The following is a 12548-nucleotide window of genomic DNA, read 5'->3' on the forward strand; positions in this document are numbered from 1 at the left end:
AGCCGCGCCGAGAGCCTCGCCTCATCGGACGCGACGAGCCGCAGCTCCGGGCGGCCGTCGGCGTCCTGGACGAGCGCGCGCAACGGCAGGTCGGCGGCCCAGCGGGCGAGGGCGGCGGTGCGCTCACCAGGTTCGGCCAGCAGGACGGCCCGCAGCCGCTCGCGCACCGCCCGAACGGCGTCGAGGTCGCCGCCGTCCAGGCCCCCCATCCCCGGAGCGGCCATACCAGAGGTGGACGCGCGCGGGGTGGACGTGTCAGGCCTGTCTGGGGCGGTCGTGTCCGGCGGTTCGTGGAGTTCGTGGCAGAAGCGCAGCAGGGCCGCGACGTCCGGTAGCCGTTCCGGGTCGTCGAGGTACTCGTCCCACGTGTTGGCCAGGTCGATCGCTACCAGGCCCGTCTCGGCGTACTGGCGCATCCCGCCCCCTTCCTGTTAACGTCACGACTATGAACACAATAACCCCTGACAGCCGATACGCCGTCCTCGACGCCCCATCCAACCTCGGCCTGCGCCCGCCCGCCCCCGACGTGATCCCCGGCACCTACAAGGCCCCGTGGGCATTGCGCGACGCCGGCCTGGTCGAACGGCTCGGCGCGCACGACGCGGGAGCAGTGGTTCCGCCCCGGTACGTGGCCACGTGGAAGCCTGGCGACGGCGTCAGGAACGGCCGGGCGATCGCCGCGTACACCAGGAAGCTGGCCGGGCGGGTGGCCGCGATCCGCGAGTCGGGCAGGTTCCCCGTGCTGCTCGGCGGCGACTGCTCGATCGTGCTCGGCCCGGCCCTGGCGCTGCGCAGGACCGGCCGGTACGGCCTGGCCTACGTCGACGCGCACCCCGACTTCCGTCATCTCGGCAACTCCCCGCACGTCGGCGCCGCCGCCGGCGAGGACGTCGCCCTGGTGACCGGCCGAGGCGACGACTACCTCACGGACATCGACGGCCTGCGCCCGTACGTCAGGGACGAGGACGTGATCGTGCTCGGCGTCCGCGACGAGGAGGACATGCGCGACTTCGAGGGTTCCGGCGTGGCGTACGCGTCCAGCGCGGACATCGTCGCGGGAGCCGGGCTGGAGGCGGCCAGGAAGGTGCTCGCCCGCGACGACCTCGACGGCTTCTGGATCCACCTGGACGTGGACGTCCTCGACCCGTCGGTGCTGCCGGCCGTCGACTCGCCCACCCCCGGCGGCCTGAACCCCGCCCAGCTCTCCGGCCTGCTCCGCGGCCTGTTGGAGCTGCCGGGAGCGGCCGGGCTGGAGGTCTCGATCCTCGACCCGGACCTGGACGAGGACGGCTCCCAGGCCGCCCTGATCGTGGACGTCCTCACCGAGGCCCTGACGACGGCCCTGACCACAGCCGCGGCGCCCGCGCCGGATCGGCGATGATCTGCTGGATGACCAGCCCGGCGGCCCCCAGGACGGCGGCGTCCGCCCCTGTCTCCGACACCGCGAGCGGCGGCGGGACCCTGCGCATCTGCCCGAGCCGGGCGGAGAGCGTCGCCCTGATGTCCCCTTCCAGCCAGGGGAACAGGGGCGCGTACACGCCGCCCAGCACGATCATGCCGGGGTCGAGCAGGTGGACCGCCGAGGTGAGCGCGAGCCCGAGCGCCCGCCCGGCCTCCGCGCAGCCCGCCAGGGCCGTCCGGTCGCCGGCTTCCAGCAGCGCCACCAGGTCGGCGATCGAGGCAGCGCCGCCGAGCAGGGCGTCCTGACCCGCGTACACCTCCAGGCAGCCGCGCCCGCCGCACCGGCAGGCGGGCCCGTCGGGCGCGACGACCACATGGCCCAGCTCCCCGGCCAGGCCGTACGTGCCCCGGAAGACGGAGCCGTCCACGACGAGCCCCGCGCCGATGCCGACCTCGCCGGACACGTAGAGGAAGTCCGGCTCCGCCGAGCCGAACCACAGCTCCCCCAGCGCGGCCAGGTTCGCCTCGTTCTCGACGGCGAGCGGCAGGTCGAGCAGGTCGAGCAGGTCGGACACGCGCACGTCCCGCCAGCCGAGGTGGGGGGCGTTGCACAGCAGGCCGTCCCGCACGGGGCCGGGCACGGCGAGCGCGGCGCCGGCGATCCGCAGCCCTGAGCGCTCGGCCTCGGACGTGGCCGCGTCCGCGAGCTCGCGCAGCCGCCGCAGCGTGTCGTCCGGGCGGGAGTTGCGGCTGTCGACCGGCTGGGTGCGGCGCAGCCGCACGGCGCGGGTGAGGTCCACGACGCAGAGGGCCAGGTAGTCGACGTTGATCTCCAGGCCGAGCGTGGCCACCCGGTGGCCGCTCAGGCTGACCGCCACGCCGGGCCTGCCGCGCTCGCCGTCGCGCACCGCCCCCGACTCGACCGCGACCCCGCTCTCCAGTAGGTCCGCCACCAGCGTGGACACGGTCGTCTTGGTCAACCCGGTCAGCTCGGCGAGCGCGGCCCTGGTGAGCGGCCCGCCCCGGTGCAGCTCCCCGAGCACGACGGCCAGGTTGCGGGCGCGCATGGAATCGTGCCGCACGCCTCTTGACGAGGTCACGTCCACCTCCCAGGATTATGTGCAGATTATGGACTAAATATAGGAGAAGGGGTCACCACATGCCCGCGTTCACCCCCACGTCCGATGATCTCTTCACCTTCGGCCTGTGGACGGTCGGGTGGCAGGCCCGAGATCCGTTCGGCGACGCCTCCCGCCCGCCGCTCGACCCGGTGGAGAGCGTCCACCGGCTGGCCGAGCTGGGCGCGTACGGCGTCACCTTCCACGACGACGACCTGCTCGCGGTCGAGCCCGACCGGGAGCGGGCGGTCGCGGCGTTCCGCAAGGCGCTCGCCGAGACCGGCATGAAGGTGCCGATGGCCACCACCAACCTCTTCACCCACCCGGTCTTCCGCGACGGCGCGTTCACCAGCAACGACCGCGACGTCCGCCGGTACGCGCTGCGCAAGGTGCGCCGCAACCTGGACCTGGCCGCCTCGCTGGGCGCGCGCACGTACGTGTGCTGGGGCGGGCGCGAGGGGGCGGAGTCGGACGCGGCCAAGGACGTCCGCTCGGCGCTCGACCGCTACAAGGAGGCGCTCGACCTGCTCTGCGCGTACGTCAAGGAGCAGGAGTACGACATCCGCTTCGCGATCGAGCCCAAGCCGAACGAGCCGCGCGGCGACATCCTGCTGCCGACGATCGGGCACGCGCTGGCGTTCATCGACGAGCTGGAGCACCCGGAGATGGTGGGGCTCAACCCCGAAGTCGGGCACGAGCAGATGGCCGGGCTGAACTTCGTGCACGGCATCGCCCAGGCGCTCTGGCACGGCAAGCTGTTCCACCTGGACCTCAACGGCCAGCACGGCCCGCGCTACGACCAGGACCTGGTGTTCGGCCACGGCGACGTGAAGAGCGCGTTCTTCCTGGTGGACCTGCTGGAGCACGGCGGCTACGAGGGCCCGAGGCACTTCGACTACAAGCCGCTGCGCACCGAGGACCCCGAGGACGTGTGGGTGTCGGCCGCCGCCAACATGCGCACCTACCTGATCCTGCGCGAGAAGGCGCGGGCGTTCCGGGCCGACCCCGAGGTGCGGGAGGCGCTGCGCGCCTCGCGCGTGGACGAGCTGGCGACCCCGACGCTGGCGCCCGGCGAGACCCTGGCCGGCCTGTCGGACGACGGCTTCGACCCGGACGTGGCCGCCGCGCGCGGCTACCACTTCAGCCACCTCAACCAGCTCGCCCTGGAGCACCTGCTGGGCGTGCGAGGGGCGGCCTGATGACCGGCGTCCAGCTCTACACCGTCAGGGACCAGCTCGCCGCCGACCGCGACGGCACGCTGCGCAGGATCGCCGGCATCGGCTACGACTCCGTCGAACCGTTCGACCCGATGGCCGACCCGGCGGGTTTCCGCCAGGTGGCCGACGACCTGGGGCTCAGCGTGTCGAGCACGCACGCGTACGCGCTGCTCGGCCAGGAGCCCGGCCCGGTCTTCGACGCCATCGCCACGATCGGCACCGACCTGGCGATCATCCCCGGCGGCATCGCGCACGAGGAGTTCACCACCCGCGACGGCCTGTCGCGCACCGCCGACCTGCTGAACGGCCTGGCCGAGCAGGCGGCGGAGCACGGCGTGCGGATCGGCTACCACAACCACTGGTGGGAGATCGAGCCCAGGATCGACGGCAGGCACGCCCTGGAGGCGCTGGCGGACCTGCTGGCCCCCGAGGTGTTCCTGGAGGTCGACACCTACTGGGCGGCGGTCGGCGGCGCGGACGTGCCTGACCTGCTGCGCGGCCTCTCCTCCCGCACGCTGGCCCTGCACGTCAAGGACGGACCCGGCGTCAAGGACGCGCCGCACACGGCCGTGGGCGCGGGCGTCATGCCGGTGCGGGACATCCTCGCCGCCGCGCCCGGCGCGCTGCGGATCGTCGAACTCGACAGCTGCGAGGGGGACGTCTTCGCCGCCCTCGCCGACAGCCACGCCTATCTGGAGGCCTCTTGACCAGCGGACCGGTGGGCGTCGCCGTCGTCGGCGCCGGCGTGATCAGCGGCCAGTACCTGCGCAACCTCACCTCCTTCCCGGACGTCCGGGTGCTCGGCGTCGCGGACCTCGACGAGGACCGGGCCGCCGCCGTCGCCCAGGAGCACGGGGTGCCCGTCTCCGGCTCGCCCGGCGCCGTGCTCGCGGTGCCCGAGGTGGAGATCGTCGTCAACCTCACCGTCCCGGCGGCGCACGCGCAGGTGGCGCTCGCGGCCCTGCGCGCGGGCAAGCACGTGTACGGCGAGAAGCCGCTGGCCCTGGACATGGACGAGGCCGCGAAGGTCCTGGCGGAGGCCGGTGACCGGGGGCTGCGCGTCGGCAACGCCCCCGACACCTTCCTCGGGGCGGGCATCCAGTCGGCCTTACACGCGCTGCGCTCCGGCCTCATCGGCGACCCCGTCGCGGTGTCGGCCGCCACGCAGGGCCTCGGGCCCGAGAGCTGGCATCCCAGCCCCGAGTTCCTCTACCAGCGCGGGGCCGGCCCGCTGTTCGACCTCGGCCCCTACTACCTGACCACGCTCGTCGCCCTGCTGGGGCCCGCCTCCCGGGTCGCGGCGGGGGTCCGCCGGGCCCGAGCGCACCGCGTCGTCGGCTCGGGGCCGAAGGCGGGGACGGCCTTCCCCGTCGAGGTGCCCACGCACGTCAACGCGCTGGTCGACTTCCCGGGCAGCGCGACGGCCGCGGCCACGTTCAGCTTCGACTCGTCCGTCAACCGGCGGATGATCGAGATCATCGGCACCGAGGGCGCGCTGTCGCTGCCGGACCCCAACACCTTCGACGGCCCGCTGCACGTGCGCAGCCTGGACGACGCCGACTGGCGGGAGCAGCCGCTCGCCGGCACCACCGCGGGGCGCGGGATCGGCGTCCTGGACCTGGCCAGGTCCCTGCGCGCGGGAACCCCGCACCGCGCGTCCGGCGAGCTCGCGCTGCACGTCCTGGAGCTGATGACGGCCATCAGCGACTCGGGAGAGCAGGGCGAGTTCCAGCGCCTCCGCTCCACGCTCACCCCACCCGACCCGCTCCCCGCGGACTGGGACCCGCACGCCGCCACCCTCTAACGGATCACGTAGCCGCTCCTGCTGGAGCGGCCCGCGCCGTTGGTCGCGGTGACGGAGATCCACGCACCGCCCGCGTCGCCGAACGCGAAGGGCGCCCAGGCGTGACCGCCCCGCTGCTCCAGCGGGGCGGTCACGCTCCTCCCCTGGTACGTGAAGCGCAGCGTGCCGCCCTTCAGGTTGTAGCCCTCGACCGCGATCCCGTCGCGCCCGTCCACGCTCTTCCTGGACGCGTCCACGATGATCGGCTCGTTCCATCCGGAGGCCAGGGTGTCGCTCAGGGAGGGCCTGGCGAAACCGTCCTGGCAGGTGAAGAACGGGTCCCAGCCGTAGGAGATGATCTTGGCGGTGAACGGGGCCGCGGCCGCGACCTGCCGGTCGATCCGGCTCTTGGCGGTGCGTCCTCTGAGCGGCAGCGGATCGGCCCGTCCGCACTCGCCGGCCACCTGGGTGGGCTCGAAGGACTCGACGTTCGCCCACAGCTCCACCCCCGGCAGGGGACGGCTCGCCGCCGCCGCGAAGTAGTCGCGCGTCGAGCCGTAGTAGGCCTGCCTGTTGGTCACGTCCCCCACCATCGGAGCCAGCCTCGGGTCCACCCTCGCGTCGCTCTCGTCGGCTCCGTAGACCGGCGCCTTCCCCGTGCCGCGCCCGTCCTGCGCCGCGATCGCCATGGGCGCGCCCGCCCGCGTCGCCGCGATCTCCTCCAGCCCCCGCGCCACCTGCCCGGGCGGGAAGCCGTGCGTCCTGCGGGCGTCGAAGTAGGGGCTGACCAGGATCTTGCCGCCGGGCAGCGCGGCGGCGACGACCGCGTGCTGGGCGGTATACAGGGCGAGCGTCGGGTCGGACCTGGGCCGCTCCTTCATGGCCAGCTCGAACGACTGGTACACCCCGCCGAACGCGGGCGAGGCCGCGTACCGCTGCCGGTAGTCGGACAGCACCCGCTCGGTGAGCCTGTCGAGCGGCGTCAGGTGGGCGAGGTCGGGCAGCCACGGCCGGGCGGTGTCCTGCGGCGCGGCGGGCAGGCCGGGGAACACCTTCATCCCGAGCCCCGCCGCCTCGGCCAGCAGGTTCCCGACGCCGTCGCCGTCCGTCGCGACCAGGACGAGGTCGTACGCGCTGTCGTCGCAGGACCCGCCCAGCAGCAGGCGGTAGTAGACGCGCCCGCGGCTCTCGATCCGGCGGTCCAGCCCGGGGCAGCGTAACAGCGCGGGCCCGAACAGCTCGTTCACCGCGTACCCGTAGACCTGACGGATCGTCCTCCCCCGGACCGCGTCACGGGCTGCCAGGTAGCACGGCCTGCCGCCGTCCACGCAGTCGGCGAAGTCCGGATCGACGCTCCCCTCCCTGAGCAGCCGCCCCGCGCCGTCGACCGCGCTCGGCACCAGCCGCGGACCGAACGTGATCAGCGTGTCGCCGCCGATCCCGTGGATCGCCTCGACCGTCCGCCGGGTCACGCACCGGTCGGGGCGCGGCACCAGCCAGTACCCGGTGATCGGGTAGGGAGTCGCCACCCGCGGGTCGGGAGGCGGGCACTCCCCGGGGACGTACCTGGCCGACGCCCAGCTCTCCGGCACCACGATCCCGAGCACCGCCGCGACGGCCACCACCCAGCGCAGGACGCGACCGGCCCGCTGCCCAACAACCACGTATCCCCCCGCACCAGGACGCTGTGCCTCAATCCTGCCCTGTGTGCGGAGGTGCCTCTAGAACCACTGCTCCTCAGGCCGCCGAGTCCGTGATGCGGAACGGCACCTCGGCGATGTTCGACGTCACGCCGAGCTTGCGCAGGTCCTCGGCGTCGATGCGGCCGTCGCCGGTGAGATCCTTCACCGTGTCGGGTGCGTCGTCGAGCACGCCGTTGCGGTTCAGGTCGCCCACGACCGCGACCGTGAGCACGCTACGGACGTCCTTTCCGAACAGCGGCTTGCCGACCAGCCAGGAGTCCCACAGTTTCACCCCGTTGCCGGCCTTGTCCCGCTCGGCCACGCCCGTGACGTTGAACAGGTTGGCCAGGTTCGTGCCCGGCCCCGAAAAGCCGGTCGTCGTGGAGAGCAGCACCACCAGGCCGGGCAGCTTGTCGTCCTTGCCGGGGCCGAACGACCCCGTCCCGCCCTGGGGGCCGGTGACCTGGGGCCCGCTCCACCCGGCCGCCTTGAGTCCGTCGCGGTAGTCCACGGAGAGCTCCACCATCCAGGCGGCTCCTTCCACACCGGTCGCCGTATCGGCCTTCGGCGAGTGAACCTGCACGTGGGCGCGCCGCTCGGACCCGCCGCCCTGCTGGGCCAGCGCCGGCCCCGCGATGGTGGCGGCGGCGGTAACGGCGACTCCGAGCATCGATGCCCAGACAACTGCTCGCATAGCTGATCCCTTCGCTGTCGCTGATGACGAGGGGGTGTACGGAGGCGAGGCGGGCAGCGTTCAGGCGACAATGGTTGAACGCCGCAGCGTTTCGTTCCGTATGCCCATCGGAACGGCAGGAGGAGACGTGCGGTTGGATGACGAGGCCACCTTGCAGGCGGTCTACGACGACTACGGAGGCGAGTTGTTCGCCTTCGCCAGAAGGTCCCTGGGTGACACGGGGCTGGCCGAGGACGCGGTTCAGGAGACCTTCGTGCGGGCGTGGCGTAGCGCTGGGCGGTACGACCGCAGGCAGTCGTCTCCCCGGACGTGGTTGTTCGCGATCTGCAGGAACGTGGTGATCGACCTTTTGCGCGCGCGTTCCGTACGACCGCAACTCTCCGCCGGCCAGGAGAGCGATGTGCCAGGGAACACCGATCTGGAGCAGCTGCTCCTCGGCATGCAGGTCGAGGAGGCGCTGCGGCGGCTGTCTCCCGAACAGCGGCACATTCTGGTGGAGGTGCACCTGCGAGACCGCGCTCCCACCGAGGTCGCCGCCGAGTTGCGCATTCCCCCGGGTACGGTGCGCAGCAGGGTGTTCTATGCGCTCAAGGCGCTGCGCCTGGTACTGGAGGAGATGGGGTGGGACGGTGACTAACTGCCGCGACTATCACTCTCTGCTGGGCATGCACGCGCTGGGCCGTCTTCCGGAGGCCGAGATGGCGACCCTGCTCGCGCACACCGACGGCTGCCCCGCCTGCAGGGCCGAGCTCGACTCCCTCGACCAGGTGGCCGGCGCCCTCGGTCACGCCAATCCCGACCGGGTCGCCTCTTCGCCCGAGCCACCGCCGTGGCTGCGTCACAGCGTGGTGACCGCGGTCGGCGTCCAGCACCTGCGCAGACGCAGGCGCAGGCGCTTGCTGGCGTGGACCGGCGGCCTCGCGACCGCGGCGGCCTCGGCCGCCGCCGTCGTGACGGTGCTGCTGTCAGGTGCCGAAGGGCACACGGTCACCTACGGGGCGCAGGGCATGCAGATCTCGGCCCAGTTGGCCGCCCGCCAGTGGGGTACGGCCGTGAACCTGAAGGTCAGCGGCCTCGACAACGGGCAACGCTACTTGGTCTGGCTCGAACGAGGTGACGGCAGCCGCGTCCCCGCGGGCAGCTTCACCGCCAGAGGCATGGGATTGACCATGGAGCTTTCGGCGGCCGTTCAGGGTGACGACACCGTCGCCCTGGGGTTGAGCACCGTACCCGGCGGCCCGGCCGTCCTGCGCGCCCCGATCAGCCACTGACGGGCCGGCCGATCGGCCCCGCGGCTCGGGTGCGGCGGGGCCGATCGGTCAGAACCCGTGACGGATGAACGGCTCCTTGCTCAGCGGAAGAGGCTTCCGGCTCTGACCAGGTCCCACAGGGCCACCCGGGCTCCGAGTTGCGCGCCGGTCTCGTCGGAGAAGCGGAAGTGGATACCCGACCAGGCGCGGCCGTTGACGTTGTCCGCGGTCAGCTGCCGCCACTCCGTATAGGTTCGCTGGGTTCCTTCCGGCCCGGTGATGGCGAACGGCGCCGTCTTCGGGCCTGCCAGCTCATTGAGCACCTGTTCGGCGGCGCCCGCGTAGGTGGAGTGTCCGCCCGGGTACTCCGGATGCGGCGGGGTCGCGATCAGCGGCTCCCACGTCGCATCGCCGCCCGCCCTGATCGCGGTGATCGGCCTCCAGCGGGTGTAGGCGTACTTCGCGTCGAACACCGCGATCTGCGCGTCCACCGTCACCGCATGGAAGACGGCGACCAGTTCGGCGCGCTTCGCAGGCGACTGCCCCGGCCGCGAGAGCACCGCCCGCAGCGCCTGGGTGTAGCCGGACAGCGAAGCCTGGGACCAGAGCTTCGCGATCGTGGTCTGCTCCGGCGTCCGCGCCGAGGCGTCCTTGACCCCGTACACGCGTACCTCGTCGAGGTGCTTGCGGTATCGCTCCGAGTCGAGCGCCGGGGCAGGGCCGGGACGGAACCGGCCGGCCTGGCCGAGGAGGAAGAGCTTGGCGCGCGCCTGTCCCGCCCCGACGGCGCTCTCCTCGCTTGGAGGGGTGGGGCGCCAGATCCCGGGCGCCGCGGGAGGGGGCGGGTACGCCGGGTTGACCGACGCGGGGTCGAGTCCGTCACCCGTCCGCTCCCGCAGGGTTCTGCGGGCCTGGTCGCGTCCGGCTCGCACCCCCTCGTCCTTGGCGTTCCCGGCGGGGATGCGGGCGAGCGTGCCGGCCAGGGCCCGGTCGAGCGCCTCCGCCCGGCCGGGGACGAGCTCGATCAGCGCATCGTGCAGTGCCTGCGCGAGCGCCGCCTCCTGGAAGTTACGGGACGGATCGCCACCGCGCAGGGCGCGGCTCGCGGCGATCCAGCCGATGGCCCAGGCGCGGCCGTTGGTGACCTGAGGGTTCTGTCGGGTCGAGGGCGGAACCGCCGACGTGTACACGTCGAACCATTCCAGGACCGCGTCCGTGCGAGCAGCGTGCGCGGGCGGGGTGGGCGTGGCCATCGTCAGGGCCGAGGTCACGGCCATGACCCCGGCGAGGAGAGCTCCTCGTGGCATGGGGGTTCCCTTTCTGCTGGTCGTCGAGAGACGCAAGGGAGTACGGATCGCAGCCCATGCGCGTTGAGCACCTGGCCTTCCACCGGCCCGGCGCGCCCCGATACCAGCAGGCCGACCTGACGGACGCCGGGCCGCCGAAGCGCTCCTGGCGCGACTACCTCGACACCGACGGCCGCACCCTCCCCGCTAGATCCGCATCATGCTCTCCTCACCAGGTGACCGGGAGTTCGTCGGCGCCGTAGACGACGGCGTCCGACTTGAACGGCAGATCCGGGACCGGTGCGGCGAGCCGCAGGGTGGGGATGCGGCGGAACAGCGTGTCGAAGACGATCTGCAGTTCCATCCGGGCCAGGTTCTGGCCGAGGCACTGGTGCGGGCCGAATCCGAAGGCGAGGTGGTGGCGAGCCCCGCGCTCGACGTCCAGTTCGGCTGGATTCTTGAACACCGCGGGGTCCCAGTTGGCCGACAGGCTGGAGACGACGACGCCCTCGCCGGCCTTGATGCTCACCCCGCCGATCTGCACGTCCTCGGTGGCCACTCGGGAGGCGACCGTGTCGGTGATGGCGAAGTAGCGCAGCAGTTCCTCCACGGCCATGGGGGTCCTGCCCGGGTCGGCCGTGATCAGGGCCAGTTGCTCCGGCTGGTTGAGCAGCCCGACCACGCCGAGCGAGATCATGTTCGCCGTGGTCTCGTGCCCGGCGGTCAGCAGCAGGAAGGCCGCGCTGACCAGGCCCTCGTGGTCGAGGGCGCCCTCCTGGCGTTGCCGGGCGATCTGCCGGCTGAACAGGTCGTCGCCGGGTTCGGACTCCTTGCGGGTGATCAGGTCATCCATGTAGGCGCGGAGTTCGGCGAAGGCCCGCCGGCGGTCCTCCGATGAGGCGCTCCGGCGCGCCACCACAGCGGTGCGGCTTTGGAAGAAGTCGTGGTCGGCATAGGGCACACCGAGCAGTTCGCAGATCACCAGCGAGGGCACCGGCAGGGACAGCGCCTGCACCAGGTCGACCGGGCGCTGGTCGGTGGCGAGCATGTCGTCGATGAAGTGGTCGACGATCTCCTGGATCCGCGGGCGCAGCGCGGCCAGCCGCTTCATGGTGAACTCGCCGATCATCGGACGCCGGGCCGCGGCGTGTTCCTCGCTGTCCATGCCGAGCATCGACCACGGCTGGCTGCGGAGCTGCTGCCGGGTCGCCGCATCGGCAACGAGGAACGGGAAGCCGTCCTTGCGCCGGTCGGAGGAGAAGCGGCGGTCGGCGAGGACGGCACGGCCTTCCTCATGCCCGGACACCAACCACCCCTCAGCGCCGCTCACCAGGCGAACCTTGCTGATCGGCGCCTGCTCGCGCAGTCGCTCGTACTCGGCGGGCGGGGCGAACGGGCAGCCGCGCTCGACCGGCAGCTCCAGGTCGGCGAGTTCGCTGGCAACACTCTTCGTCATGAACGACCTCCCAGTATGAGATCTGGCTGAGTTTGTTCAGGGCTCTTCCGGGTTGAAGCCAGACGCGGTGCCTGGTCAGCCACGGCTGTTCACCACCGATGATCATCGTAGGATGAGCGGGGTCTGGGATTCGATGCGGGTCAGCTTCTGCGGGTTGCGGGCGTAGTAGAGGCCGGTGATGCGGGCGTCCTCGACCCGGAGCGCGACGACGGTGCACGACCAGCGCGCCTACCTGATCCGGATCGCCACCCGGCAGTCGCTCAACCGCCTGCGCAGCGCCTCGCGCGGGCGGCGGGCTTCGACGTGCCGGCGGGCGCGGTACGCGATCTGGCGGACGGCCGCGGGGCGCTGGACTTTCCTCGTCCACCGCAACCTGCTCTTCACCGTCGCATACGAGATGCTCGGATCGGCGGCCGACGCCGAAGACGTCCTCCAGGAAACCTGGCTGCGATGGGTCAAGGCCGACCTGGAGCAGTCCGCCCGGGTCTCACTGGAAGAGACCTATGGAGTCGTTCCAGCGCGCGCTCGAAGCCGGGGACCTGCAGGGCCTGCTGGACGTGGTCGCCCCCGAGGTCGTCCTGGTGAGCGACAGACCGACCTCCTCGATCAGCGCGACCAGCGCCTCGCGCAGGTCCGCTACAGGGCGCCCGGCCATCGAACG

Annotated in this window: 15 protein-coding genes and 1 pseudogene; 8 read left to right on the forward strand and 8 right to left on the reverse strand. The window is 72.3% G+C overall.

Annotated features, from left to right (window positions below; genetic code table 11):
• A partial coding sequence (locus ABZ297_RS29300) for an ABATE domain-containing protein (protein WP_355352334.1) occupies nt 1-416 on the reverse strand: 416 nt, incomplete at its 3' end.
• Nucleotides 417-445: 29 nt separating this feature from the next.
• Here ABZ297_RS29300 and ABZ297_RS29305 point away from each other — a divergent pair.
• Entirely contained in the window at nt 446-1381 is a 936-nt protein-coding gene (locus tag ABZ297_RS29305; RefSeq protein WP_355352337.1) for an arginase family protein, read from the forward strand.
• On the opposite strand, the gene ABZ297_RS29310 is transcribed toward ABZ297_RS29305, so the two are convergent.
• Entirely contained in the window at nt 1320-2501 is a 1182-nt protein-coding gene (locus ABZ297_RS29310; protein WP_355352340.1) for an ROK family transcriptional regulator, read from the reverse strand. The two genes, ABZ297_RS29305 and ABZ297_RS29310, sit on opposite strands and share 62 nt — an antisense overlap.
• A gap of 59 nt (nt 2502-2560) precedes the next feature.
• On the opposite strand from ABZ297_RS29310, the gene xylA reads away from it, so the two are divergent.
• From xylA to ABZ297_RS29325, 3 genes are read left to right on the forward strand one after another with little or no spacing between them, the layout of a single operon-like run.
• Nucleotides 2561-3718, forward strand: a complete 1158-nt coding sequence (xylA, locus tag ABZ297_RS29315; RefSeq protein WP_355352343.1) for a xylose isomerase — start codon at nt 2561-2563, stop codon at nt 3716-3718.
• Nucleotides 3718-4443: a sugar phosphate isomerase/epimerase gene (locus ABZ297_RS29320; RefSeq protein WP_355352346.1), complete on the forward strand. Its 726-nt coding sequence runs from the start codon at nt 3718-3720 to the stop codon at nt 4441-4443. Before xylA ends, ABZ297_RS29320 begins: the two co-directional genes overlap by 1 nt.
• Entirely contained in the window at nt 4440-5540 is a 1101-nt protein-coding gene (locus tag ABZ297_RS29325) for a Gfo/Idh/MocA family oxidoreductase (protein ID WP_355352349.1), read from the forward strand. Before ABZ297_RS29320 ends, ABZ297_RS29325 begins: the two co-directional genes overlap by 4 nt.
• On the opposite strand, the gene ABZ297_RS29330 is transcribed toward ABZ297_RS29325, so the two are convergent.
• Nucleotides 5537-7183, reverse strand: a complete 1647-nt coding sequence (locus tag ABZ297_RS29330) for a DUF4434 domain-containing protein (RefSeq protein WP_355352352.1) — start codon at nt 7181-7183, stop codon at nt 5537-5539. The genes ABZ297_RS29325 and ABZ297_RS29330 overlap by 4 nt on opposite strands.
• 73 nt (nt 7184-7256) lie before the next feature.
• Nucleotides 7257-7895 (reverse strand): hypothetical protein, encoded by a 639-nt coding sequence (locus ABZ297_RS29335; protein WP_355352355.1) that lies wholly within the window; start codon nt 7893-7895, stop codon nt 7257-7259.
• A gap of 127 nt (nt 7896-8022) precedes the next feature.
• On the opposite strand from ABZ297_RS29335, the gene ABZ297_RS29340 reads away from it, so the two are divergent.
• Nucleotides 8023-8532 carry a sigma-70 family RNA polymerase sigma factor gene (locus ABZ297_RS29340; RefSeq protein WP_355352359.1) on the forward strand — a complete coding sequence of 170 codons (510 nt, stop codon included), beginning with the start codon at nt 8023-8025 and terminating at the stop codon, nt 8530-8532.
• Nucleotides 8525-9166 carry a zf-HC2 domain-containing protein gene (locus tag ABZ297_RS29345; RefSeq protein WP_355352362.1) on the forward strand — a complete coding sequence of 214 codons (642 nt, stop codon included), beginning with the start codon at nt 8525-8527 and terminating at the stop codon, nt 9164-9166. The genes ABZ297_RS29340 and ABZ297_RS29345 overlap by 8 nt, the downstream gene beginning before the upstream one ends.
• An 80-nt stretch (nt 9167-9246) precedes the next feature.
• On the opposite strand, the gene ABZ297_RS29350 is transcribed toward ABZ297_RS29345, so the two are convergent.
• A complete protein-coding gene (locus tag ABZ297_RS29350) occupies nt 9247-10452 on the reverse strand; it encodes a vanadium-dependent haloperoxidase (RefSeq protein ID WP_355352365.1) in 1206 nt (401 codons plus the stop codon).
• 56 nt (nt 10453-10508) lie between these two features.
• Here ABZ297_RS29350 and ABZ297_RS29355 point away from each other — a divergent pair, with 56 nt between their 5' ends.
• A complete protein-coding gene (locus ABZ297_RS29355) occupies nt 10509-10694 on the forward strand; it encodes a hypothetical protein (RefSeq protein WP_355352368.1) in 186 nt (61 codons plus the stop codon).
• Here the strand turns inward: ABZ297_RS29355 and ABZ297_RS29360 are convergent.
• Together ABZ297_RS29360 and ABZ297_RS29365 are read right to left on the reverse strand one after the other, a co-directional pair.
• Entirely contained in the window at nt 10661-11887 is a 1227-nt protein-coding gene (locus ABZ297_RS29360; protein WP_355352371.1) for a cytochrome P450, read from the reverse strand. The genes ABZ297_RS29355 and ABZ297_RS29360 overlap by 34 nt on opposite strands.
• Nucleotides 11888-12115: 228 nt before the next feature.
• The gene (locus tag ABZ297_RS29365) at nt 12116-12271 is read right to left on the reverse strand and encodes a hypothetical protein (RefSeq protein WP_355352447.1); all 156 of its coding nucleotides are present in this window, start codon (nt 12269-12271) and stop codon (nt 12116-12118) included.
• Between ABZ297_RS29365 and ABZ297_RS29370 the strand changes: the two are divergent.
• Nucleotides 12213-12341, forward strand: a pseudogene (locus tag ABZ297_RS29370) (sigma factor); the annotation flags it as partial. The gene ABZ297_RS29365 and the pseudogene ABZ297_RS29370 sit on opposite strands and share 59 nt — an antisense overlap.
• Before the next feature lie 33 nt (nt 12342-12374).
• Here the strand turns inward: ABZ297_RS29370 and ABZ297_RS29375 are convergent.
• Nucleotides 12375-12542, reverse strand: coding sequence for a hypothetical protein (locus ABZ297_RS29375; protein WP_355352450.1), 168 nt, complete (start codon nt 12540-12542; stop codon nt 12375-12377).
• Between the last annotated feature and the right edge of the window lie 6 nt (nt 12543-12548).

Source organism: Nonomuraea sp. NPDC005983 (assembly GCF_040614375.1).
GTDB lineage: Bacteria > Actinomycetota > Actinomycetes > Streptosporangiales > Streptosporangiaceae > Nonomuraea.